The organism is Micromonospora sp. LOL_014, from assembly GCF_048060245.1.
In the GTDB taxonomy this organism is placed as follows: domain Bacteria; phylum Actinomycetota; class Actinomycetes; order Mycobacteriales; family Micromonosporaceae; genus Micromonospora_E.
Window position 1 is genome coordinate 98,798 of the sequence record NZ_JBHMIP010000002.1, and the last position, 21,928, is coordinate 120,725.

The following is a 21,928-nucleotide window of genomic DNA, read 5'->3' on the forward strand; positions in this document are numbered from 1 at the left end:
CAGTGGTGCAATGCTCAACGCGCCAGTGAAACCACACTGAAAGTTTGAAAACCCGAGACAGCTGCGGGTTCGCCTTCGTAGATGCTCCGGATATCGTCCGGATTCCGGTGACGGCGCCCCGATCGGCTACCTCCACCACACCGGCCAACAAGGACGGTGCACGCACCGGCCGATCCCGCACTGGCGGATGTCAGATACGCTGGTACGCCCACGCCTCGCGCGGGTGATCCCGGTGGCCGGCGGGATCCCTCCCCATCACCGTTCCGTCGGCCACCGCCACCGCCGTCGCGACCGGGTGCCAGCACCGCCGTCGCCGGCCTTGATCGACAGTGGCACGATCTCCGCCATGGATCACGGGCACGGCAGACTTGAACTGTCCATCGGATACCCAACCAGCCGGCCGACCCGGCTCGCGGTGTTGTCGGTACTGGGCGTCGGGCTGGTCACCGCCGGGTGCTGCCTCGGCAGCCTGCTCGGGCTGGTGGTCTCGGGCGGCGGAGACGAGCCGACCCTGCCGATGCTGCTCGGCACCGGGCTCGCCCTCGCTGCGTCGGCCGGTATCGGCCTGCCGATCGCCCGGGTCGCCCGGACCGGGGCGTGGCTGTCCGGCACCCAGCTCACCGTACGCGGACTCGCGACCCGCACCGTCGACCTGCGTACGGCCGAGACCGTGACGATCTCGCCCGGCTCCCCCGCGACCACCGATGCGGGCCTGGACAGCGGCACGGGCCCGAACAGCGGCAGGAAATCGAAAACCGGCGGCGCCCCCGGCACTCCGGTGCTCACCGTCAGCGGCCCGGACGGCACCGTCCGGCTGCCGCTGCGCAACCGGGAGGGCACCCTGCTACCCGCCGCCGAGATGATCGCGCTGGCCCGGGCGTTCTCTGCCGCTTCCTGCCCCGGCGCACACGAGGCCGCCCATCTCCTACACACCATGGACGCCGATCCGAGCCCCCTGGTGCTGTGACCACCGCCGTCGAGCGGGTTTGCCGGCCGGTCGAAGTGGTAACCCGGAAAGGGTGAGGCGACCAGCGAGCGAAGGGGGCATCATGACCGAGGGGTTGTCGAAGCTGGTCAGGATGAGCGACGCCCACGAGATGGTGGCCGATCCGGCCGAGGACATTCGTGGCCGGAAGGTGTGCGACGCGGTTGGCAAGGGCATCGGCAAGGTCGACGACCTGCTGATCGACGAGTCCGAGCACAAGGTCCGGCTGCTGCGGGTCGAGCATGGCGGAATCCTCGGTTTCGGGGCCACCCCGTCGTTCGTCCCGGTCGACGCGATCGTCCGGATCACCGACGACGTGGTGCACATCAACGAGTCGAGTGAGCGGGTGGCCGGCGCCCCGCACTACGATCCGGAGCTCGTGTCACAGGACAAGTACTACGAGGAGCTGTACGGCTACTACGGATACCCTCCATTCTGGGGCGTCGGGTACGTGTACCCGGGCTACCCGTTCTACCGTTAGCCGGCACCGGACCAGGTCGGGGCGAGGTAGGCGCTTCAGCGCCGGGTAGCCACCACCCGGTACCGCAAGCCCCGACATGGTTGGTTGCGAGCCGCTGACCGGCCACGACTGCTAACCGATTGGTCGCCAGCCGTCCCGGTACCCGATCAGACCGTCGCCGTCCCGCGCGGTTCGGCGCTGCCCGTGGCAGCTGCCCGGCACCAGCCCGGTCCGGATCACCGCCGGACGTTCGACCAGTACGCAGGTCCGCTCCCCCGGCCACCACCAGCCGGCGGAGCGGGCCAGCGCCGCCCACTCGTCGAGTTGAGTCTCGTCGGCCCGCCGGTACCGGGCCAGCCCGAGCCGGCGCAGCACGTCGTAGTACGCCACCCAGTGCGCGTCCTGCTGGCCGTACCAGGCGGTCGGCACCGGCTGTCGCCCGACGGCCGCGAGTGCCGCGCGGACCGGTAGGGAGAAGCCGTCGACCAGGCTGGTCCGCAGCGCGTCGCGGACCCCTTGCTGTAGGACGACCCGCAGCGGTACACCGGCCGCGAGCGCCTCGGTCGGTGGCAGCACCGGCCATTTCGGTCCGGCACCGTCCGGTTTCTTGCCGGCGTCCTTCTTGCCGGCGGCCTTCCTCCGGCCGGCCTGTGCTGGGGTCAGGTCGGGATGGTCGGCACCCGCGTCCAGGGCGCTGCGCAGCCGGGACAGCCCGGCGGCGATGTCGCTGGCCAGTGGGGGTTTCCCGGCCGGCTGTCGAGCTCTGATCCACTGCTGGAGCAGGTCGTGGGCGGGCAGATCGGTCAGCAGCGGCAGTGCCTGACGGGGTGAGTCGACCCAACGGAACCGGGGTCGGCTGCGGCGGTGCCGGGCATAGATGCGGGACAGGATGTCCTCTGTGGTGGCCCGGTCGGCGGGCGCGGTGTCGAGCCCGTGGTCGAGCCATTCGCGCCGGACGGGTTCGGTTAGCCGCCAGTAGGCGACGGCCCGATCGGAAGATGGTGCTGGGGAGGTGGAGCGGGCGGCGTCACGCCGCGTGGGCGCGGTCACCGCGCGAGGGCGGTTCCGCCCTTCCGGTAGGAAGTGATCATGTCCACCATGGTGGCGGATCCAGCCACCGACCGCAACCGGCCTGCCCTTCGGCCGGCCGCTTCCGGTCAGCCGGCGAACTGCTGCCACAGGTAGTAGAGCGCGAACCAGGTGAAGAAGACCACGGCGGCGACCACCAGTGCGGTCGCGGCCCACCCGGCGCGCAACGCGCGTGGCATGGTCCGCCGGTTGAGCCACAGCACGAGTCCGGCGACCAGCGGGATGTGCACGGCCTCGATCGACCCGGCGAGGGTCAGCAGGGCGACCGGATTGCCGAAGATCAGAAACACGGCGTACGGCAGGGTCGCCAGCCACACCACGATGGCGGTCCGGCTGATCACCGTCGGGCGGGCGAGGCTGTGCTCGGCGAGCCGTTCCGGCAGCACACGCCGTACGCCGTCGGTGTAGAGCCGCTGCCACCCGTCGATGTTGGTGAGGGTGGCGGTCCAGAACGCCGAGACCAGTCCGACGACCATCAGCCAGAAGCCGACGCTGCCGAACACCTCGCTGAACAGGCGGGTCAGGTCGCGGGCGACGTCGGCTTCGGCGGGCACAATGCCTTCCGGCCGCAGCAGCTCGGCGCCGAGGACCAGGAACGCGACGGTGATCAGCGCGACGCCGACCACCGCGAACGTCGAGTCGAGGGTCATCGTCCGCAGCCAGCCGCGTACCCGGTCGATCTGGTGGCTGTCGAGGTCCCGTGGGTCGCGGCGGTCGGCCGCCGGCACCCCGGCGTGGCCGATGCCCTTGGCGGTGATCCAGTAGGAGTACCACATGAGTCCGGCCGCGCCGTTGGACAGGAAGCCGAGCCAGGGCAGGATCTCGGCGACCTGCAGGTCGTCCGGCGGCACCGGGACGAACCCGGCGGCGGCCTCGGTCAGGTCCGGCCCGACCTGGATCGCGGCGACGACGGCGCCGAGGGCGAGCGCGATGCCGAGGACCCGGGACACCCATTCGACGCCGGTGTAGTGACCGACCAGCACCAGCCCGGCGGCGGCGGCGATGACCGCGCCGGTCCAGACCTGGATCGGACCGGGTACGGCGAGCGCGAGTGCGCTGCCGGCGGCGCTGGCGATACCGGCGATCGCGGCGATCCCGACAACCAGCTGCGGCACCAGGATCGCCCAGATGGCCCAGCGACGCGGCCCCGGCAGGTCGGCCAGGCCGGTGAGCAGTCGGCGGCCGGTGACGACGCTGTAGCGGCCGATTTCCCGGGTGACGAAGAGCTTGAGGACGAGTACGGCGACGAGCGCCCACATCAGACTGTAGCCGTACTGGGCTCCGACCCGGGGGGTGAACAGCAGTTCACCGGTGGCGAGGGCGGCGAGCGCCCACAGCACGCCGGGGCCGATGTAGCGGAAGCGGCGCCAGCCGGTCGGTGCTTCGGGTACGCCGGTCGACCGCTGCGGCGCGGCCTCGGTGACCTGGCTCATGCCGTGTCTCCTTCGGGGGGTGGACTCGTCGGGTCGATGCCACTGCCCGAGCCGGTACCCAGCAGGCGACTCCTTCACGCACAACACCCACCGGCCAACAGCTGACTTCACAGCGTTACATTGGTAATCTTTGATGTATTCGTCGCCGCACCCGCACCAGGTGCCAATGACCGTCCACGAAGCATCCGAGACAGCAGAAAGGAAGCAGATGAAGCGCGCAGTCCTGCGTGCGGCGACCGTCCTCGCCGCCGCGATCGCCGCCGCTGCCCTCGCGGCCAGCGGAGCCACCGCCAGCCCGTCGATCCTGCAGCGGTTCTCCGTCCCGTCCGGGGACAACTGCACCTACGGCTACACCCAGGGTCACCTGGAGTGGCGCTCCGCCCCGCCGACCAGCGCGGTACGGGTGACCGGGGTGCTCGCCGACCGTCCGTTCCCGAACGACCCGGGAGCCGTCTGCCGCGACGACAGCCGCTACACCATCGCCAGCTATACCGCGTACGCCGGCGAGTGGGTCGTCAACGAGACCGCCCGCCGGGTGAACAACGGCGTCGTCGAGATCGAGTTCGTCCTCGGTGCGAACGCCGCCGTCCGAGGGATCGACCGCGTCGTCATCCAGGTCTGCCGGGTGTCACTGCTCGACATCACCCCGATCCCGGACTACTGCGGCCGCCCGCACACCTTCACACCGTCGACCGTCACCCCGACCGTGCCCCTCTGACAGGGCAAGCGACTCCGCCGTCCTGATGGCGCAGATGCATCGACATGCGCCTGCGCCATCAGACCGATCCGCGGAGCATCCGCAGCATCGGCGTCCATTCGCCGTACGCTCTGGTCAGGTTTTCTGACCGCCGGAGCGGTCTGCGGCGAAGGATGCCTTGACCGCACGGGCCGTCTCGTCGGCGAGCACCTCCCACTCACCCGCTTCGAGACCGTCCAGGGCGGCCTTGACGATCACCGCCGGGTCGCTTTTCGGTACGTCGTAGGAGGCCATCATGTCGGTGTCGACGGCGCCCATCAGCAGGCCGGTGACCTGGGTGTGCTGTGCGGCCAGCTCCAGCCGTACGGCGTTGGTGAGGTTCCACTCGGCGGCCTTCGCCGCCGCGTAGCCGCCGGCACCCGGATAGGCGCTCCAGGACAGCGCCGACAGAACGTTGAGGATCGCGCCGCCGGCCAGCTGCGGCGCGAAGGCCCGGATCATGTGCAACGTTCCCCAGAAGTGGGTGTCCATCTCCCGGCGGATCAAATCGAGGTCACCGCCGACCAGATCGGCGCCGGTGGTGACCCCGGCGTTGTTGACCAGCAGGGTGACGTCACCGGTAGCCGCCGCAGCGGCGGCGACCGAGTCCGGGTCGGTGACGTCCAGCGGCAGGACCCGTACGCCGGGCAGGTCGACGGACTCGGGGCGGCGGGCGGTGGCGTAGACCGTGGCGGCACCGCGCTCGACCAGCTGGGCGGCGAAGTGCCGGCCGATACCACGATTGGCCCCGGTGACCAGGGCGGTTGCTCCGGAAATATGCATGCTGGCTACCCTAGAACTTGACGTTGACGTCAAAGGCAAATGCTTGTGATGGGGGTCACTGTGCGGATCGGTGAGCTGGCTGGCCGCGCCGGGGTGAGCACCCGGGCGCTGCGCTACTACGAGGAGCAGGGTCTGCTGGTCGCGCAGCGCAGCCCGGCCGGTCAGCGCCGCTACCCGGACTCGGCCGTCGAGCGGGTCCGGCTGATCCAGCGGCTGTACGCGGCGAACCTGTCCAGCCGGACCATCGCCGACCTGATGCCCTGTGTGGACGCCAAGGTCAACACGTCCGAGTCACGCGCCCTGCTGACCGCCGAGCGCGACCGGATCGACGCGCGGATCGCCGAGTTGACGGCGGCCCGCTCCCGCCTGGACGAGGTGATCGCGCTGGCCGCGCACCCGGCCAGCGGCTGCGCGTACGAGTCCGCCCCGGCCGGAGCCGGCTGACCTCGACGCACCGGGAGGTGCGGCTCGCCACCGTCCCGGACGGTTCGGCGGCGGTGAGCCAGACGTGGCGACTGCCTAGATTCGCCGGTAGCGACTGGTCAACGGCCTGCACCGATTGGCAAGATTTCCCGCTGGTGCCTTTGTTTGCGCCGGGCACCGTGCCTTGGCCCCGGTGCGCCGCGTCCGGATTCCGGACGACCCGTACCTTGTCGCTGATCCGTCAGGAGTTGTCAATGTCGCAGGGTGATCCGGTCGACCCGTGGGCGGATGTCGATCCGGCAGTCGTCGTCATCGGCACCCCGACGGGTGAGCGCAGCGGCGATGTCGGCATCGACAGTGCCGCCACGGGCCCCGGTGGGGTGTCGCGTCCCGGCACGGTCGACGACCTGCCGCCGACCCGACCTCGGCGGCCGGCGCTGCTGCTCGGCGCGCTCGGCACGGTCGCCGTGGTGCTGACGATCGCAACGGCCGTGGCCTTCGTGAACCGGCCCGATGAGATCGGGCCGCAGGGGGCGGTGGCGCTGACCGGCGAGCCGGCGGATCCGGGAACGTCCGATCCGGCAGCACCGTCGCCCAGCGCCACGCCGAGCCCGACGGCGTCACCGGCAGGCCGGAATCGGCAGGCCGTCGCCGCGACGGCGTCGCCCGCCGCCCCGGCGCAACCCGCCGCCGGCGCGATCCGGACCGGCGCGTTCGTCGGCGCGACCAGGATCGGCAGCCAGCTCAACGCGAACACGACCATGTACGCAGGCGAGTACATTCTCTCCCCCGACGGCCGGTTCGGCCTGCTGATGCAGACCGACGGCAACCTCGTCGCCTACGGTCCGTCGCCCTGCGGGGCGCCCCGACCCAACATCTGCCAGGGCCCGTACGACTGGTGGTCCAGCAAAACCGATGGCCAGCCCGGCAGCCGGGTCGTCATGCAGAGTGACGGCAACCTCGTCATCTACCGCCCCGACGACAGCGTCGCCTGGGCATCGAACACCGAGGATTCCGGCGCGACCAGGGTGATGGTCGCCAACCAGGGCCACTTCCATCTGACCCGCGGGGACGGCTCGACGGTGATGATGCTGGCGGGCCTGTCCGAACAGAACAGCTCCCTGTCGTACGCCGGCACCATGCCGGCCGGCTACCGGCTCACCGCCCTGCGGTACCTGTCCTCGCCGAACGAGGTCTACCACCTGATGCAGCAGCAGGACGGCAACCTGGTCCTGTACGGGCCCGGCAACAGCGTGCTCTGGTCGTCCGGCACACACCAGATCGTGGTCGGCGGCATGAGCGTGTGGGAGACCAGGATGCAGCCCGACGGCAACCTCGTCGTCTACGACAGCTCGGCCGCTAGCGCGGCGGCGGTGTGGGCGTCGGATTCTGTCGGGGCTGGCCCCAGCCCGGAGTTGGTGCTGCGCGACGACGGGAACCTGGTGCTGCGGTCCGGGTCCACCCGGCAGGTCTTCTGGCAGACCGGCACCGGTGGCCAACCGTAGCGAGTGCACGCCTCTGGCCCCTGGTGGCCTGGACACTCGCGTCCGGCGCGTGGTAGCAGTAGGTCCACCAGGTGTGGAAGTTGACGCACTTGATCTGCGAGTGCAGCCAGACGTCCTCGACCTGAGCGTGCTCGGCGAGCAGAAATCCGGCCAGTTCGGTCAGGCAGATCGGCGGTACGGCGACGTGGGGCATGATGCCGGTCGGCGGGTTCTTCGGCGGCTTCCTGGTCCAGGCGGTCGGGGAACGGACCGCACTGTGGGTGTGCGCCGTCGGGATGCTGGCCAGTTTGCTGCCGAGGCTCGGCCGACCGGTGCTCCGGCTGCCCCGCGACGCCGGCATCGACCAAAGACGACCAAGCCCGGTCGGAGCCGGCCGCTCGGGCGTCTTCCGCTGCGCGTTCCCGGCGCGGGTCTGACGCAGTCTCGCACGATCCTTCCCCCGTCCCTTCCCCCCGTCGCCGGTCGTCGTCTTGCCGGTCGCGCCTACTCCGACTGAGGTCCGCACGGTGCATCGATCCACTCCGCAGCAGGAGCTAGCAGCGACGGCTTGGGCTTCAACGCGCGGGCGTCACACCTGATGGGACGACATGGATCGGTCTCGTAGCGCGCGACTGTGCACCTAGATCATCGACATGCATTGACAGTCTCCCTGGCGTGCCCAGATAATGATGAATCTCAGTAAAACGATACACTGGACTTAGGGTGACGATGCGACTACTCTGCGCCATGATCCGCGGACCTCCACCACGCCGCCACCACTCGCTCCGGACCGGATCCACGTCGTCGATCACCCCGGTCAGACCCCGGGCGGCTCCGGCCGACCCCGGGAGCGAGCAGGGTCCGATCGATCTCCGCGTCCCGGGCGAACAAGCCCGATCGATCTCGACGTCCCGGCCGATCGAGGCAGACAGCCAACTGGTTCTCGACGCACCGACCTCGCCGCAACAACCGTCCCGATCTGCGATCCGGAAGGAAACCCGCACCATGGGAACAATCAGAAGACGGACCACGTCGCTCGCGCGGATAGCAGCAGCAGGCCTCATCGCCGCAGTTGCCTCCGGCACGTTGGCCAGCACCGCGAGTGCCGACACCGTGGCCGTCGCCAATCCCGGCTTCGAAAGTGGCTACTTCGACGGCTGGCGTATTATCAACTCCCGCAAGGTGGCTCTTTCTGATATCGGCAATACCGGCCACCATTCGGCCAAGATCCAAGGTACGGGCGGCGAAGTCCGGCAAGACGTCACTGTGACGCCCGGCGCCGACTACACCTTGACCGCGTACGTCCGGGGCAAGGGCGTCATCGGCGCCAGGGTGGGCGGCGACACCTACACCTCTTCCGGCGGTGGCCGTGGCTTCGAGCCGGTCAGCGTCGACTTCAACACCGGCAGCGCCAGCACCGTCGAAGTCTTCGCTGCCTACGGCGGCAAGACCGGCCGATTCGACGATTTCACCCTGTCCACCGGACTGGCACCGGGCACCGGCTTCGACCCGGGCGTCTGGGACAGTTCGGAGGCGGGCGACTACATCAAGTCAAGCGACCCGTACGTATTGAGCTTCGACGGCTTGGAGCAGTTCACCGTCACCGGCAAGGGCGGCGGTCCGCGCGACGAACTGAAGACACCGGTGAACGCCAGGAAGGCTTCGGACGAGATCTACGAATCCTTCTCAGCCGACATTAGGTTCGATCTCGACGACGGGGTCAAGCTCATCGCCCACCAGATCCACGCCGGCACCGGTGCCGGCTTCTCCACCCAGGTCAAGCTCTACGTACAGGATTCCAGCCCGCTCGGAATCTTCAAGGGCGAGGGCGAACAGGACTTCTCCATCGACGACTACCCGCTGCTCGAGGGCGTACCCAGCAACGGCGTCTTCGACGTGTACGTTCGTGTCCAGATTCCGGGCTTCGTGAGCGGTGACGGTGAAATCAACGAGGAGATCTTCGACCTCGGCACCATCCGGAGCGGAAAGACCATGAGGTACGAGTTCATCAACGACTACGGTGTGGTCACGGTCAACTCGACCATCGGCCGTACGTCGACCAGCTTCACCTACGACATGCAGGATTCCCAGGCGTCCTACATGAAGTTTGGAAGTTACGTCCAGGCCCAGGACGCCGAGAGCGGCTGCAACGTCACCAACGATCTCGACTGCGAGTACCCCGGGTGGGTACCGTACGGCGAAGCCAGCAGCCCGGAAGAGGCGGAGGTGCTCTGGCGGCAGTACTTCGCCGACTCCGACATCAGCACGGCCAGGGTCACCTTCAGCAACGTCGTACACACGGGAGGACCGCTCCAGTAGCCGCCTCGACGAGACATAGGTAACGACGCCAACATCCGCCGCGGCGGCTGATCGGCACGCGCCGATCGTCCACGACAGGCGAGCTCGCGTGGTACTGGTCGTGGAAATGGGAGCCCGACTCACGTCCCCACGACCAGTACCACAGCCAGAACCAGAACCGATACAGCGCGATTGCCGGATGGGCACACCACAGGCACGCTCTGACCTTCTGATGCCGTCAGCTCCCTCGGCACGACCGACACCGGTCGCGTCGATGGTCGAGCGACGCGAGAATTCCGCCTGCCGGCTGACGCCTGCGCGGCATCGCCACATGAGGGACACCCCGACAGTTGGCGCATCGCCTGGCAGCTGCGAGCACTGCACAAATTTTCCTATTGACGTGTGTAACTACATCTCCTACTCTCACCTGGCACCGATGCCCAACAGTTCACAACTGTGAACGAATACCTTTCTTGATGTGACGAATCGGCGCGCGACGAATCGTCCATCAAGGATGAAACGGCATCGACACCCATCACCAACCACCCCGAAAGGCGACAACCAACGATGAAAAAGCTCCGCAGACAGCGACTCGTGACCGCGCTGCTGGCGACCACAGCCACTCTCGCGGCCTCGCTCCTCACCCCAGCGAGCGTCGCCACCGCCGCCGCCCCGTGCGACTACCCGGCCCAACAGCTCAACCTGACGAACTGGAAAGTCACGTTGCCGACCGGGTCATCCGGATCGCCGACCGAGATCAAGCAACCCCAACTCGCAACCTATTCGAGCAATCCGTGGTTCAAGGTCAACTCCGCCTGCACCGGGGTGCAGTTCCGATCCCCGGTCAACGGTGTGACCACGCCCAACTCGAGTTACGCACGCTCCGAGCTCCGCGAGATGGCCAGCAACGGCACTAAGAACGCCTCCTGGTCGGCTACCTCGGGCACTCACACCCTGACCTTCCGGCTGGCATTCAACAAGCTCCCGAAGGACAAGTCACATGTCGTCGGAGCCCAGATCCACGACGGCGACGACGACGTCACCGTCTTCCGTTTGGAAGGTAGCAACCTGTACATCACCAAGGGAAACACCACTCACCACAAGCTGATCACCAGCAACTACAAGCTGCACACGGTCTTCGAGGGCAAGTTCGTCGTCAGTGGCGGCAAGATCAAGGTGTACTACAACGGCACCCTGCAGACGACCATCTCGCACACCGCGTCCGGCAATTACTTCAAGGCCGGCGCCTACACCCAGGCAAACTGCGGTAACTCCTCCCCGTGCAGCAGCTCGAACTACGGTCAGGTAAGCATGTACAAGTTGCTCGTCAATCACTCCTGACAACAGGTGATCTGTCGGGAGCCCCGGAAGCGGGGCTCCCGACACCACGAAGCCACACCGGACAGTTGCAGCACCACCCACCCCGCTGATGGCGAACTGCCTGGTATTCACCGGTACAACGGCCGTCATCAGACCACCTCCTGACCACCTCCTGACCACGGCCCCGGCGTTGTTCCGGATTGATTGGTTCTGTCCGTGTTGAGAAACGGACGAGAGGCGAGTTGCAGGACGAGCGCGACTCCTGATGATCTTCCGGGTGTCTAAGTCCTGAAGGTCATCGCTGGAGTCGCGCTCGTGACGTCATCTTCCCTGATAGACCCTGTTGTTGACCACCTCGCCGACATGGCGTTGTGGGAGGCCGAACTCGCCGAGGACGTGGCGGCGGCCGATCCGCTGCAGGTGGTGTCCCCGCTGGTGACCCGGCTGGCACAGGTGCCGGACCCACGCCGGCTGCGCGGGCTACGCCATCCGCTGCTGGTGATCCTGGTCCTGACCGCATGCGCCACCCTCGTGGCCGGCAACGACAGTCTGGCCGCGATCCGGCAGTGGGCGGCCCGGACCCCGCAGGACGTCCCGCACCGCCTCGGCGCCCGCCGCAACCCGCTGACCGGCCGCTACCTGGTGCCCAGCGAACGCACCTTCCGGCGGGTCCTGGCCGCCGTCGACGGCGATGCCCTCGACACGGCGACCTGTGGCTATGCGGCCGACATCGTCCGTGGCGACGCCCCCGTCCCGCAGATCCCCGCCGCCGCGGACGAGCCCGTCGAACGAGAGCAACGCCGCGCCGTGACGCGGGCGGTGACCCATCCGGCGCCGGCCGGGCTGTTGCCCGCGGTCGCAGTCGACGGGAAACTGCTGCACGGCACCCGCACCACGTCCGGTCAGGTGTTCCTGGCCGCCGCGGTCACCCACGACACCGGTGCGGTTCTGGGGCAGCGGCAGGTCGCCGACAAACGCGGCGAGACCACCGTGACCGAAGACCTGCTCGCCCCGCTGGATGTGGCCGGCTTGCTGCTCACCCTGGACGCACTGCACACCACGAAGAAGACCGCCCGGCTGATCACCGGGCCCCTGCACGCCCACTACCTGCTGATCCTCAAACGCAATCAGCCCCTCGCCCTGCAAGCCGCCCAAGCCCTGCTGTCCGGCAACGACATCGAGTTCGCCGACCAGACCGACATCGACTCCGATCGCGGGCACGGACGCACCGAACGCCGCACGATCCGCGTCGCACCTTCGACGACAGCCTGTTCCCGGGCGCCCGACAGGTGTTCCGGCTACGCCGCGACACCGGCGGACTCGACGGCGTACGCACCAGCAAACAGATCATCTACGGCATCGTCAGCCTCGACGCCGAACAAGCCCGCCCGCAGCACCTCAACGCTTACCCGAGAGGGCACCGGGCGGTGGAGAATCGTCTGCACTGGACCCGAGACGTCACCTTCAACGAAGACAAATCCCAGCTCAGGACCAGCACGGCTCCCCGCAACCTGGCCGCCATGCGCAACCTGACCCTCAACACCTTCCGCCTTGCCGGACGAGCCCGTTCGTGGATCGCGCGTTTCTGGCTGACGACCCGTACCTCGCCGCTGACGGACGGCTGGAGGCGAACATGGTCGGGGCTCGGGGCTGTCCCTACGACTGCTCGTTCTGCGGAGCGGCCGTGTCAGCCAACCCTGACATCACCATCCGCACCCGTACGCCGGAGAACATCATCGGGGAAATGGTGGACCTGCAGACACACTGCGGGGTGACCGCCTTTCGCTTCGTCGACGATCTGTTCCTGGGGTACGAGCGCTTCATCCGACCCTGCATGGCCACGTTCACGGCAGCACGCATTGGCGACCGCTTCGTCTGGGATGCGACCGGCCGCATCAACATCCTGCACCGCACGAGCGACGACATGCTGCAGACGTTGAAGCTCAACGGCTGCCGGGAGGTCGCACTCGGCATCGAGTCCGGCAGCGAGCGAGTTTGGTGCTCGCCTGCCTCGTCACCGCTGACCGGTATCACCACCTGGAGCACACCATCCTGCCTGCCTTCCGGACAGGCACCATGGTCGTCTGTGACCGGTACGTGCCGACATCTCTCGTGCTGCAGCGGCTCGACGGCGTCGATCCAGAGTTCTTGACCCAGCTCAACCGGTACGCGGCCAAGCCCGACCTGACGGTCGTGTTGACCGGAGAGCCGGAGCGTTCAGCCCAACGCGCGTCAGACCGTGGCATCTACAGCCGGTTCCACTATGGCGGGGCAGCGACTCGGGCAGTCGAAGACCGGCTCTACCGAGACCTTGTACGCCAGCTTCGCGAGACCGATTCGGACGTGCTGCACCACGAGGTCACGGACGAACCGGCCGAGGCCGTGGCAGCCGTCGTGCTCGGTGCCGTGCTGCAACGGTGGGAACAGCGATCAGGTTGAGGCGAGGGCCGCGCGGACGAGGGAGTCGTACGTTTCATCGGTACGGGACGCCGCGATCCCGAGCGAAGCAACGAACGCCGCCAACTCGGCCTGCACCGCCTCACCCGGCACGCCGTCGGCCACCATGCGCTCCAACTCCAGGAACGTGCCCAGTCCCGCGACCTCGTCCACGCACAGCTCACCACCGGGCATCCTGGCGGTACGGCGTACCTTGGCGATCCGCACCGTGGCGCGGAAACCCATCGCCAGGATGGCGTTGTGCATCTGCTGGCGGTCGGTGACCTCCGCCTCGTACTCGTCACACGACAGGGCGTTCTCTGCGGGGCGCTTCAGGGTGAAGGTGTGCCGCCCGTCGACGGTCCGTAGCCGCACGAACGGGACGCCGAGCTTGCTGTCGCCGTACGACCAGTCCTCAGGCGCGTACGCCTGATCGTCCTGCACGACCGGCGCACCCAGCTCGATACCGCGCGCCTTCAGCGCGGCGAGCAGCGCTTCGGTGTCCTGGACGCGGTATTTGACCTCGACCTCGCGCACAGTGCCTCCGTCGTTCCCGCCATGCTGACGGCGCAGCTTTGCACGATCAGCACGACGGAGCAAAGCAACGCGCCAGCGCGGGTCTGGCAACGGACGACGCTGGCCGCGGCGATAAGGAAGGTTGTTCATGCGCGAGTCAGAGCACTGTCAGGTCGTCACGGCTACCGACTCCCGTGCGGTGGCGGAGACACTGGCCGATACTGCGGTCGCAGCGCGGCTGGCTGCCTCCGCGCAGGTCGCCGGCCCGATCAGGAGCACCTACAGGTGGCAGGGCGATGTGGTGGCCGCCGAGGAGTGGCGGGTGACGCTCAGGACCACGGTCACCCGGTACGCGGAGCTGGAGGAACACATCCGTGCCCGCCACAACTACGACGTGCCCGGCATCGTGTGCATGCCGATCGTTGCCGGGTACGCGCCGTACCTCAAGTGGATGGCTGCCGAGACGCAGGAGCGTTGACCGCTCACGCCACGTATGTCAGGTGCCGGTCGTCCAGCTCGGCAGCGCCGGGGCATCGGACTTGTTCCGGGTCAGGTGATCCAAGCCGTCCCAGTTCAGCCGACGCGAAGTGCGGCGGCCATGGGTGGTTGGTCGACCGGGTCGCCGGAGCGGCGCATCGCCCACAGCGGCGGCCCGCCCGCCGGCAGGTGCGCCACCCGTACGACCCGGTAGCCGTGGCGTTCGTAGAACGCCCGCTGCCGCACGCTGCTCGCCTCCACCACCGCCGGCATCCCGATCCGATCCAGCCGGACATGATGCGCGGCGAGCAGCGCCGACCCGATGCCCTGACGTCTCAACCAGGGTGCCGCCGCCAGAAACGCCAGGTGGTGGTGCCGGCCGGTCGGTTCCAGACGGCCGGCGGTGAAGGTGTAGTGCGCGTACGGGCCGTGCCGGTCACCGCAGGCCCGCAACCGCCGCCGCTGATGCTCCGCCCCCAGCAGCCGGTCCGCGGGGTGCGGATACCAGATCGCCACCCCGTCGCAGTGCCCGACCACATCGACGATCCCGTGCCGCACACCGAACTCCAACTCGGCGGTGAAGAACCGGTGCATCGTCAGGTACCGCAGCGCGTGATCGTTGATCAGCCAGGACACCACCGGATCCAGCACACACGACTGCGCCAACAACTCCCCCAACGGCTCGACGTCGGCGGCCGTCGCGGTCCGTACGGTCAGCATGGCCGCCACGTCCACACCAGGAACCGGTCGAACAACTCGGCCGCCGTCACGTCGGGCAGGTCGAACGCCGCCTCGGTCATCCGCTCCACCGCGTACGTCGCCAACGCGACCGGCCCGAACACCCCCGCCAACTCGACCCGCGCCACCAGACACGGCCACAACTCGCCACAGCCGGCACACGACCACGACGGCCGCACCGCCACATGACCACCACCGCCGCCGCTGTCGGCCGCCGGCTCCGCACCGGTCACATCGCGGTACGCAGCACACCCGACCGGATCCACCCGAGGTTGCCCGTCATGGCGGACGACCAGCACCCCACCACCAGCGGCGGCCAGCTCCCGCAACCGCTCCCTCACCGCGACCACCGCCCCCGGTTCACCCGAGCCGCGTCCACCGCAGCCCGACCCACAGCACCGGTCCGACCAGCACCGGGCGCGCCGGCCGGCCCGGTCGGGCTGAACCGCATCGAACGCCGAGGCGCACAATCCGGACACCGCAACGTCGCCCCACACCTCGGACACCACCGCTGCTTCAACCGGAACGTGAAGAAGCCGACGCACAACCCACCCAGCGCCGCCAACACGACTCCTACCAAGGTCAACATTCGTCCCTCCCCAATTCGAATCGAGAATCTGATTCCACCCTGGACGGGAGAGGCAAACCGGCGGAAGATGTCGGGTGGGCACTCACCAACCACTAACTCTGGGAGCGTCAAGTTGCCTGACACGAACGAGTTTCGACACGCGCTTCGCCGACAACGCATGGCTCAAGGCATGTCACAAGACGCTCTCGGAGCCAAGATCCCTATTAGCGGATCACAGATCGGAAACTACGAGTCCGGCAAGTCGATCCCGCCGCTCGACATCGCCGATGGTCTTGACAAGGTTCTGGGCACCGGACGGGAGATGCGGGAGCTCGCCGAGGAGGCGCGCGGGGAGGCTGTCGCCCCTGGGCTGCGTCCTTGGACGGAGAACGAGGAGCGGGCGACCCTCCTGCGGATGCACCAGCCGCTGGTCATCCCCGGATTGCTCCAAACCGAGGAGTACGCCCGAGCGATCATCACCGCAGGTGCGCACACCGAATTGCAGATCGAGGAGATGACCCGCGAACGGATGGAACGAAAAGCTGCCACGCTCGACCGAGCCGACCCGGTGACGTTGACCGCGATCATCGGCGAGCCCGCCCTACGTTACGGCGACCCATCGATCATGAAAGACCAGCTTGCGCACCTGGTCGACATCGGCCACCGACCGAACGTCCTCGTGCGGATAATCCCCTTCTCCGTCGGCCTACACGCTGGTCAGGCCGGCGCGTTCATCGTCGCGACCCTGGTCAATGACGACCGCGTCGGCTATCTCGACGACCAACTCGCCGGGCGGATCATCTCCACCGCTCGCGAGGTGGGGAGGCTGGAGAAGTTGTGGGAGAATGTTAGCGATGTAGCCCTGTCCGGCCGGCAGTCACGAGACCTGATCCAAAGGATGATCGATGAACACAGTTGACCCGATCTGGCGTACGTCCTCCCGTAGCAGCAGCAACGGCGGCGAGTGTGTGGAAGTCGCCGACAACGTCCCTGGTCGCGTGCTCGTTCGCGACAGCAAGGACCGCGACAGCGGCACCCTGACCTTCGAGCCGGCCGCCTGGCAGTCGTTCATCGCTGAGGTCAGCTCTAAGCACTGACCTGGCATCCAGTGCGGATAGCCATCACCGGACATCGAGGGCTCAGCGACGAGGTCAGCGGCCTTGTCGTGCGAGCCCTCGATGCGCAACTCGCGCACTTGACCGGCAACATCGTTGGCGTAACCTGCCTCGCCGACGGGGCAGATCAGCTCTTCGCCGAGGCGGTGCTCCGGCACGGCGGTCAGGTTGAAGTCGTCGTCCCCGCCCAGGAGTACCGCGACGGCCTGCCCGAACACGCCCACGCCGCGTACGACAAGTTGATCAGCCAGGCCGCCGCTGTCCACCGCTGCGACTACCGCATCTCCAACTCGGATGCCCACATGGCCGCAAGCGAGTTGATGGTCGACCAGTCGGATCGGCTCTTCGCCATTTGGGACGGCATGCCCGCCCGAGCTTACGGTGGCACCGCCGACGTCGTCGCCTACGCCAAGTCTCATGGCGTCCCCGTGCCCGTCATCTGGCCTCCTGGCGCCCACCGTGACTGACCAACCCACCGGTAGCAGTCCTCAGGCCACGCAGGCAGCAGCAGATGTCGGCGCAGCCTCGGCACTCCAGCGCGTTGCGGTGGTCACCGGAGCAACCGAGGGCTCGGTCGAGCAATCGCCCAGCAGCTCGCACAGGCCGGCCACCACGTCGTGGTCACGGCGAGAAGCGAGGAAGCCGCAGATCGGACAGCCGCCGAGCTGTCGGTCTCGGGCCACCAGCTCGACATCACCGACCCGGCCAGCGTCGCCCGCGCCATGGCCGACGTCGGCTACCAGTACGGCCGGCTCGATGTCCTGGTCAACAACGCCGCCACCGCCATCGACCGAGGCCAGCCAGGCCGCCAGCGCGGCAGACATGGAGAAGGTCGCCGCAACCCTCAACGCCAACCTCGTAGGCACCTGGCGCTGCTGCACCGCCGTCACCCCCGAGATGAAGCGAAACGGATACGGCCCTATCGTCAACGTCACCAGCCACATGGGCACCTCAGTCGAGATGGGCACTGGCAGCGTCTCCTACCGAGTCTCCAAAGCCGGTGACAACGCGCTCACCCAAATCCTCGCGGCAGAGCTAAACGAGCACAACATCCTCGTCAACACCGCATCGCCGGGGAAAGTCGACACCCGCCTCGCCTATGGCGAGGCCAACCACACCCCCGACGAGGCAGCCGACACGTTCACCTGGCTCTCCACGCTTCCCGACGACGGGCCCACCTGCCAGCTCTTCTACAACCGCAACCCACTCCCCTGGCAGTAAGGGAAATCGTCAGCCTCAGCGAGGCGCGATCTTGCGCAACCACTGTGCGAAATTTCGCAATGTCGCGACGGCATCCTCGTCAAGCGGATCCGGACTAAAGTGCATCACCTCATTTCGGAGGATGCGGACCTCATGCAACGCCTCTACGAAGGTCCGCCTATCGAGGTTCCACTTTAGCTTATCCCAGTTTCCTGGATTTTCAAGAATGCGCACGTATTCACCAAAGGTAAGATGATCGGCCTTCCTGACGACCCTCTTGGAATCCGCAGAGTCACGGACGCTCGCTAGCTCATCAGCCGAGAAGGTTGCATCCAGAATCCTACGCAGTCTTTTCTCAATCTCACCTATGACAAAGAATGGATTGGCAGTCTGGGCAAATTCCTTACTAATGTCTGCCGTCGTAACGATGCCAATGATCCGCTTATCATGCGCCTGAACGAAAACGAAATTTGCCGATATGATCCTTGGAATCTGCACAAGAAGGTCATCTTCCTCGCGAACAATCTCGGGCTGCTGAGTAACAGCAGACAGAGTAAGGTCCGAGTTGCGAATTGCCGCCTGCGCGATGGATTCCCAGCTGACGGCACCGCGTAGATCTCTCTCGCCAGACAGGACGGCCAGCTGCGAGTAGTCATGCCGAAGCATCAACGACTGCGCCCGCTTCACGGTATCGTGGGGCGAAACAGACACGACGCCAGAATTGGCCGAGATTAGGCTTCCGACCCTAAGGTAGACGTCATCCTCACCAGGTTCTTCCGATACAGGAGAAGCTTCAGCAACTGACAAGTTGATACCCGGACTTTCGACCTCAATAGGTACAATCTCCACTAATGAATCGATCCAGACATCATCGAATGGCGGATTTGTAGTCAGGCCGACCCCGTTGAGGTCTTCCTGAATCTGCTCAACGATCCAATAACCGCGACGCTTTGCATTCCAGTAGCTCAGCAACTGCCGAACAGATATCTGGAGTGGTTGCGTGCGTGAATTCTGCTTTGCCCCATCTAGAAATGACTGCACCTGCGCGTTCAATCCTCTGCACACCTCTCGGTAATACGAACACTTGGCGACCATAAAATGGGTTCCGACGTCAATCAATAGAAGCCGACTGCACCGACGATTGATACACCGTCAGCTACAACGATGGGAGGCATACGACGTACGCTCACTACCCCCGGATCCTCTGTTCACCGGCTTTGGAGTCCGACCGAATGGACAGCGTGTCGGCGATGGCGGCGAACTCGCGTAGGGCGGCTTGTAGGTCTTCGACGATCTCCTGGGCGATGGCCTCGGGTGGCAGCAGCGCGTCGGCGTCCTCCAGCGAGGCGTCCTTCAGCCAGGTGATGTCCAGGTTGACCTTGTCGCGGCTCAGCAGCTCGTCGTAGTCGTACGCCCGGAACCGCTCGCTCTCCACCCGCTCGGCCCGGTCCTTGCCCGGCAGGTAGCAGTCGACGAACTCCTGCAGGTGCTCCCGGCGCAGCGGGTTCTGCTTGAGCGTGAAGTGCTGGTTGGTGCGGAAGTCGTACACCCAGAGCTTGCTGGTCCACGGCTCCTCGCGGGCGCGCTCGCGCTCGAAAGAACAGCACGTTGGCCTTGACCCCACCGGCGTAGAAGATGCCGGTTGGCAGCCGCAGCATGGTGTGCAGGTCGTACTGCTTGAGCAGCCGCCGCCGGATCGTCTCCCCTGCCCCGCCTTCGAAGAGCACGTTGTCGGGCAGCACCACCGCGGCCCGCCCATCGATCTCCAGCATCGAGGCGATGTGCTGCACGAAGTTGAGCTGCTTGTTAGACGTCGTCGCCCAGAAGTCGGCGCGCTCGATCTCCCGCTCCTCGCGGCTGGCCCGCCCGTCTTCGCCGATCATGCGGATCGACGAGCTACGCCCGAACGGCGGGTTGGCCAGCACCAGGCTGACCTTGCTCGACGGCTCCCGCCCGAGCGAGTCACGGACGTCGATCAGCGACGGGCCGCTCGGCGTACCGATGCCGTGCAGCAGCATGTTCATGGCCGCGAGCCGCGCGGTGCCGTCGACCAGCTCGGTGCCGAAGATCCCGCCGTTGGCGAGGTGCCGGGCCTGATCCCGGGTCAGGCTGTCACCGTGGTGCCGCTGGATGTAGTCGTACGCAGACAGCAGGAACCCGCCGGTGCCGCACGCTGGGTCGGTGATCGTGTCGTCCGGGGTGGGCTGCACGCAGTCGACGATCGCCTCGATCAGCGCGCGCGGCGTGAAGTACTGCCCGGCACCCGACTTGGCATCTTCCGCGCCCTTGGCCAGGAGCTCCTCGTAGGCGTCGCCCTTGACGTCGACGCCGGCCTGCGACCACTGCTCCTTGTCGATCAGGTCGACAATCAGCTTCTTGACCTTCGCCGGGTCCTGGATCTTGTTCTGCGCCTTGCGGAAGATCGTGCCGAGCGTGCCGGACTCCTGCCCGAGCCCGCTCAGGATGTTGCGGTACTGCACCTCCAGCCGGACACCGTCGCTGTCGAGCAGCGTCTGCCAGCTCAGGTCCCGCCGGCACGATCTGCTCCGGCTTGAGCGGCCGGCGCGCCCGCTCGTCGGCCATCTTCAGAAACAGCAGGTACGTCAGCTGCTCCACGTAGTCGATCGTGGAGACCCCGTCGTCGCGCAGCACGTCGCAGTAGTTCCACAGCTTCTGCACCAGCCGGCGCGAATCCACGTTGCTCACAGCAACTCTCCCTGCTGAAAATCGGCCCCAATCGCCCTGGTCGGCTGGATCGTGGAGATCACCACCGCCGACGAGTCGAGCATGCCCGACCCGGTCAGCCGGTCCACGTTGACCAGCTCGGTGAACTTGCGCCCGTCGCCCGGCGTGGCGTAGCCGGCGTACTCGCGCAGCGTCTGCCGGCCCAGGTTGTTGCGGTCGACCAGGAACAGCACGCGGGTCGCCTTGGCGTGGTGCAGCAGCCGGTAGCTGCTGGTCACCGCCATGAACGTCTTCCCGGCACCGGTCGCCATCTGGATCAGCGACCGGGGGGCGGTCGGCGGCCAGGGCCCCTTCGAGGCCGCGTACCGCATCGATCTGCGCCTGCCGCAGCCCCTGCTCCGGCAGTGGCGGCAGCTGCCGCAGCCGGGCGCGCAGCGTCGGCGCCGCCGGATCGTCGTCGGCCTCGCGCATCCACCGCGCGAGGGTCTGCGGCCGGTGAAAGGCGAACACCTCCCGGGTACGCGGCTGCGGGTCGAGCAGGTTGACGAACGCCGTCTCGGTGCCGGTGGCGACGTAGCCGAACGGCAGCGGCGCGTCCCGCCGCCACGCCGACATCCGCTGCGCGGCGGTCAACCCGTGCAGGTAGCGGTCCAGCTGCGCCTCCACCCCACGCGGCGCGGTGCCCTCCCGCTTGGCTTCGACCACCCCGACCAACCTCTGCTGTACGTAGAGCAGGTAGTCGGCCCGGCCGGTGGCCAGGGTGACCTCCCGGACGGCGACCCCGGCGACGCCGCTGTCCCCCGCGTACAGGTTGATCTGCTCCTGGTCCTGGTCCTGGACCTGCCAGCCGGCGGCGGTGAGCTGCCGGTCGATCTCGGCCCGGGTCTGCACCTCGTTGAGCGGCTCGGCCGAGGCGCGCCGGGCGCGGCTGATGAAGTCCTCGCGCTTGGCCGCCGACACCTTCGCGGGTTTGCGGGCGGCGAACTCCTGACTGGCCGCGGTCATCTGCGGCTCCAGGTCGGCCACCAGCTCGGCCGCGACCGTACGCCGGGCCGCCGACTCGGTGACCGCCCGGTCGGCCGCAGCCTCGGCTGCGGCCTGCGCCGCCGCCACCGACGGCTGCCCCGCCAACTGCAGTTTCGCCTCGGCCAGCTCGTGGCGGTAGCGGTCCAGCTCGGCCTG

The 21,928-nt window shown here is 67.4% G+C and carries 25 protein-coding genes and 3 pseudogenes; 17 read left to right on the top strand and 11 right to left on the bottom strand.

Going from position 1 to position 21,928, the window contains the following annotated elements; genetic code table 11:
* Positions 1–346 precede the first annotated feature (346 nt).
* Both ACFHW1_RS02195 and ACFHW1_RS02200 read left to right on the top strand, forming a co-directional pair.
* A complete protein-coding gene (locus tag ACFHW1_RS02195) occupies positions 347–967 on the top strand; it encodes a hypothetical protein (RefSeq protein ID WP_416552279.1) in 621 nt (206 codons plus the stop codon).
* Positions 968–1,049: 82 nt separating this feature from the next.
* Positions 1,050–1,466 (top strand): PRC-barrel domain-containing protein, encoded by a 417-nt coding sequence (locus ACFHW1_RS02200; RefSeq protein ID WP_416552278.1) that lies wholly within the window; start codon positions 1,050–1,052, stop codon positions 1,464–1,466.
* Between the two features lie 111 nt (positions 1,467–1,577).
* Here the strand turns inward: ACFHW1_RS02200 and ACFHW1_RS02205 are convergent, their stop codons facing one another.
* Both ACFHW1_RS02205 and ACFHW1_RS02210 read right to left on the bottom strand, forming a co-directional pair.
* Positions 1,578–2,495: a DUF6745 domain-containing protein gene (locus ACFHW1_RS02205; protein WP_416614696.1), complete on the bottom strand. Its 918-nt coding sequence runs from the start codon at positions 2,493–2,495 to the stop codon at positions 1,578–1,580.
* A 107-nt stretch (positions 2,496–2,602) separates the two neighbouring features.
* Positions 2,603–3,967 carry an Nramp family divalent metal transporter gene (locus ACFHW1_RS02210; RefSeq protein WP_416614697.1) on the bottom strand — a complete coding sequence of 455 codons (1,365 nt, stop codon included), beginning with the start codon at positions 3,965–3,967 and terminating at the stop codon, positions 2,603–2,605.
* 208 nt (positions 3,968–4,175) lie between these two features.
* On the opposite strand from ACFHW1_RS02210, the gene ACFHW1_RS02215 reads away from it, so the two are divergent.
* Positions 4,176–4,685, top strand: a complete 510-nt coding sequence (locus tag ACFHW1_RS02215) for a hypothetical protein (protein WP_416552275.1) — start codon at positions 4,176–4,178, stop codon at positions 4,683–4,685.
* Positions 4,686–4,799: 114 nt separating this feature from the next.
* Here ACFHW1_RS02215 and ACFHW1_RS02220 read toward each other — a convergent pair whose 3' ends face one another.
* Positions 4,800–5,486 carry an SDR family oxidoreductase gene (locus ACFHW1_RS02220; protein ID WP_416552274.1) on the bottom strand — a complete coding sequence of 229 codons (687 nt, stop codon included), beginning with the start codon at positions 5,484–5,486 and terminating at the stop codon, positions 4,800–4,802.
* Positions 5,487–5,546: 60 nt separating this feature from the next.
* On the opposite strand from ACFHW1_RS02220, the gene ACFHW1_RS02225 reads away from it, so the two are divergent.
* The 8 genes from ACFHW1_RS02225 (at position 5,547) to ACFHW1_RS02260 (ending at position 13,450) form a co-directional block, all read left to right on the top strand.
* Positions 5,547–5,930, top strand: a complete 384-nt coding sequence (locus ACFHW1_RS02225) for a MerR family transcriptional regulator (protein WP_416552371.1) — start codon at positions 5,547–5,549, stop codon at positions 5,928–5,930.
* Between the two features lie 233 nt (positions 5,931–6,163).
* Positions 6,164–7,414, top strand: coding sequence for a hypothetical protein (locus ACFHW1_RS02230; protein WP_416552273.1), 1,251 nt, complete (start codon positions 6,164–6,166; stop codon positions 7,412–7,414).
* A 194-nt stretch (positions 7,415–7,608) separates the two neighbouring features.
* Positions 7,609–7,830 carry a hypothetical protein gene (locus tag ACFHW1_RS02235; RefSeq protein WP_416552272.1) on the top strand — a complete coding sequence of 74 codons (222 nt, stop codon included), beginning with the start codon at positions 7,609–7,611 and terminating at the stop codon, positions 7,828–7,830.
* Between the two features lie 292 nt (positions 7,831–8,122).
* The gene (locus ACFHW1_RS02240) at positions 8,123–9,712 is read left to right on the top strand and encodes a polysaccharide lyase family 7 protein (RefSeq protein WP_416614776.1); all 1,590 of its coding nucleotides are present in this window, start codon (positions 8,123–8,125) and stop codon (positions 9,710–9,712) included.
* Between the two features lie 573 nt (positions 9,713–10,285).
* The gene (locus tag ACFHW1_RS02245; RefSeq protein WP_416567613.1) at positions 10,286–11,032 is read left to right on the top strand and encodes a polysaccharide lyase family 7 protein; all 747 of its coding nucleotides are present in this window, start codon (positions 10,286–10,288) and stop codon (positions 11,030–11,032) included.
* A gap of 294 nt (positions 11,033–11,326) precedes the next feature.
* A complete protein-coding gene (locus tag ACFHW1_RS02250) occupies positions 11,327–12,544 on the top strand; it encodes an ISAs1 family transposase (protein ID WP_416614698.1) in 1,218 nt (405 codons plus the stop codon).
* 37 nt (positions 12,545–12,581) lie between these two features.
* Positions 12,582–13,163 carry a radical SAM protein gene (locus ACFHW1_RS02255; RefSeq protein WP_416614700.1) on the top strand — a complete coding sequence of 194 codons (582 nt, stop codon included), beginning with the start codon at positions 12,582–12,584 and terminating at the stop codon, positions 13,161–13,163.
* Positions 13,049–13,450, top strand: coding sequence for a dTMP kinase (locus tag ACFHW1_RS02260; RefSeq protein WP_416614777.1), 402 nt, complete (start codon positions 13,049–13,051; stop codon positions 13,448–13,450). The genes ACFHW1_RS02255 and ACFHW1_RS02260 overlap by 115 nt, the downstream gene beginning before the upstream one ends.
* On the opposite strand, the gene ACFHW1_RS02265 is transcribed toward ACFHW1_RS02260, so the two are convergent.
* Positions 13,442–13,984, bottom strand: coding sequence for a class IV adenylate cyclase (locus ACFHW1_RS02265; RefSeq protein ID WP_416614702.1), 543 nt, complete (start codon positions 13,982–13,984; stop codon positions 13,442–13,444). The genes ACFHW1_RS02260 and ACFHW1_RS02265 overlap by 9 nt on opposite strands.
* 127 nt (positions 13,985–14,111) lie before the next feature.
* Here ACFHW1_RS02265 and cutA point away from each other — a divergent pair, with 127 nt between their 5' ends.
* Positions 14,112–14,441, top strand: a complete 330-nt coding sequence (gene cutA / locus ACFHW1_RS02270) for a divalent-cation tolerance protein CutA (RefSeq protein WP_416552265.1) — start codon at positions 14,112–14,114, stop codon at positions 14,439–14,441.
* A 95-nt stretch (positions 14,442–14,536) separates the two neighbouring features.
* Here the strand turns inward: cutA and ACFHW1_RS02275 are convergent, their stop codons facing one another.
* Both ACFHW1_RS02275 and ACFHW1_RS02280 read right to left on the bottom strand, forming a co-directional pair.
* Complete coding sequence (locus ACFHW1_RS02275; RefSeq protein WP_416552264.1) at positions 14,537–15,160, bottom strand: GNAT family N-acetyltransferase; 624 nt, start codon at positions 15,158–15,160, stop codon at positions 14,537–14,539.
* A complete protein-coding gene (locus tag ACFHW1_RS02280) occupies positions 15,154–15,519 on the bottom strand; it encodes a hypothetical protein (protein ID WP_416552263.1) in 366 nt (121 codons plus the stop codon). Before ACFHW1_RS02280 ends, ACFHW1_RS02275 begins: the two co-directional genes overlap by 7 nt.
* Before the next feature lie 360 nt (positions 15,520–15,879).
* On the opposite strand from ACFHW1_RS02280, the gene ACFHW1_RS02285 reads away from it, so the two are divergent.
* The 5 genes and pseudogenes from ACFHW1_RS02285 (at position 15,880) to ACFHW1_RS02305 (ending at position 18,082) form a co-directional block, all read left to right on the top strand.
* A complete protein-coding gene (locus ACFHW1_RS02285) occupies positions 15,880–16,665 on the top strand; it encodes a helix-turn-helix domain-containing protein (protein WP_416552262.1) in 786 nt (261 codons plus the stop codon).
* Positions 16,652–16,843, top strand: a complete 192-nt coding sequence (locus ACFHW1_RS02290; RefSeq protein WP_416552261.1) for a DUF397 domain-containing protein — start codon at positions 16,652–16,654, stop codon at positions 16,841–16,843. Before ACFHW1_RS02285 ends, ACFHW1_RS02290 begins: the two co-directional genes overlap by 14 nt.
* 98 nt (positions 16,844–16,941) lie before the next feature.
* Positions 16,942–17,328 (top strand): hypothetical protein, encoded by a 387-nt coding sequence (locus ACFHW1_RS02295; protein WP_416552260.1) that lies wholly within the window; start codon positions 16,942–16,944, stop codon positions 17,326–17,328.
* A 114-nt stretch (positions 17,329–17,442) separates the two neighbouring features.
* Positions 17,443–17,592, top strand: a pseudogene (locus ACFHW1_RS02300) (short-chain dehydrogenase); the annotation flags it as partial.
* Positions 17,593–17,683: 91 nt separating this feature from the next.
* Positions 17,684–18,082 (top strand): SDR family NAD(P)-dependent oxidoreductase, encoded by a 399-nt coding sequence (locus ACFHW1_RS02305; RefSeq protein ID WP_416552259.1) that lies wholly within the window; start codon positions 17,684–17,686, stop codon positions 18,080–18,082.
* Between the two features lie 15 nt (positions 18,083–18,097).
* Here the strand turns inward: ACFHW1_RS02305 and ACFHW1_RS02310 are convergent, their stop codons facing one another.
* From ACFHW1_RS02310 to ACFHW1_RS02330, 5 genes and pseudogenes are all read right to left on the bottom strand, one after another.
* Complete coding sequence (locus tag ACFHW1_RS02310; protein WP_416552258.1) at positions 18,098–19,114, bottom strand: HPP family protein; 1,017 nt, start codon at positions 19,112–19,114, stop codon at positions 18,098–18,100.
* A 136-nt stretch (positions 19,115–19,250) separates the two neighbouring features.
* The gene (locus tag ACFHW1_RS02315) at positions 19,251–19,685 is read right to left on the bottom strand and encodes a hypothetical protein (protein WP_416614784.1); all 435 of its coding nucleotides are present in this window, start codon (positions 19,683–19,685) and stop codon (positions 19,251–19,253) included.
* A 25-nt stretch (positions 19,686–19,710) separates the two neighbouring features.
* Positions 19,711–20,541 (bottom strand): annotated as a pseudogene (locus ACFHW1_RS02320) (HsdM family class I SAM-dependent methyltransferase); the annotation flags it as partial.
* A gap of 139 nt (positions 20,542–20,680) precedes the next feature.
* Positions 20,681–20,767: pseudogene (locus ACFHW1_RS02325) on the bottom strand (hypothetical protein); the annotation flags it as partial.
* Positions 20,764–21,117, bottom strand: a complete 354-nt coding sequence (locus tag ACFHW1_RS02330) for a DEAD/DEAH box helicase family protein (protein WP_416614704.1) — start codon at positions 21,115–21,117, stop codon at positions 20,764–20,766. The pseudogene ACFHW1_RS02325 and the gene ACFHW1_RS02330, both read right to left, overlap by 4 nt.
* Positions 21,118–21,928 lie beyond the last annotated feature (811 nt).

Excerpts from the sequence above, each read along its gene's own strand:
- ACFHW1_RS02220 (WP_416552274.1), bottom strand. The coding sequence starts at position 5,486 with ATGCATATTTCCGGAGCAACCGCCCTGGTCACCGGGGCCAATCGTGGT.
- ACFHW1_RS02230 (WP_416552273.1), top strand. The coding sequence starts at position 6,164 with ATGTCGCAGGGTGATCCGGTCGACCCGTGGGCGGATGTCGATCCGGCA.
- ACFHW1_RS02275 (WP_416552264.1), bottom strand. The coding sequence starts at position 15,160 with ATGCTGACCGTACGGACCGCGACGGCCGCCGACGTCGAGCCGTTGGGG.
- ACFHW1_RS02235 (WP_416552272.1), top strand. The coding sequence starts at position 7,609 with ATGCCGGTCGGCGGGTTCTTCGGCGGCTTCCTGGTCCAGGCGGTCGGG.
- ACFHW1_RS02215 (WP_416552275.1), top strand. The coding sequence starts at position 4,176 with ATGAAGCGCGCAGTCCTGCGTGCGGCGACCGTCCTCGCCGCCGCGATC.
- ACFHW1_RS02240 (WP_416614776.1), top strand. The coding sequence starts at position 8,123 with ATGCGACTACTCTGCGCCATGATCCGCGGACCTCCACCACGCCGCCAC.
- ACFHW1_RS02290 (WP_416552261.1), top strand. The coding sequence starts at position 16,652 with ATGAACACAGTTGACCCGATCTGGCGTACGTCCTCCCGTAGCAGCAGC.
- ACFHW1_RS02210 (WP_416614697.1), bottom strand. The coding sequence starts at position 3,967 with ATGAGCCAGGTCACCGAGGCCGCGCCGCAGCGGTCGACCGGCGTACCC.
- cutA (WP_416552265.1), top strand. The coding sequence starts at position 14,112 with ATGCGCGAGTCAGAGCACTGTCAGGTCGTCACGGCTACCGACTCCCGT.
- ACFHW1_RS02195 (WP_416552279.1), top strand. The coding sequence starts at position 347 with ATGGATCACGGGCACGGCAGACTTGAACTGTCCATCGGATACCCAACC.
- ACFHW1_RS02330 (WP_416614704.1), bottom strand. The coding sequence starts at position 21,117 with ATGCGGTACGCGGCCTCGAAGGGGCCCTGGCCGCCGACCGCCCCCCGG.
- ACFHW1_RS02305 (WP_416552259.1), top strand. The coding sequence starts at position 17,684 with ATGGAGAAGGTCGCCGCAACCCTCAACGCCAACCTCGTAGGCACCTGG.
- ACFHW1_RS02200 (WP_416552278.1), top strand. The coding sequence starts at position 1,050 with ATGACCGAGGGGTTGTCGAAGCTGGTCAGGATGAGCGACGCCCACGAG.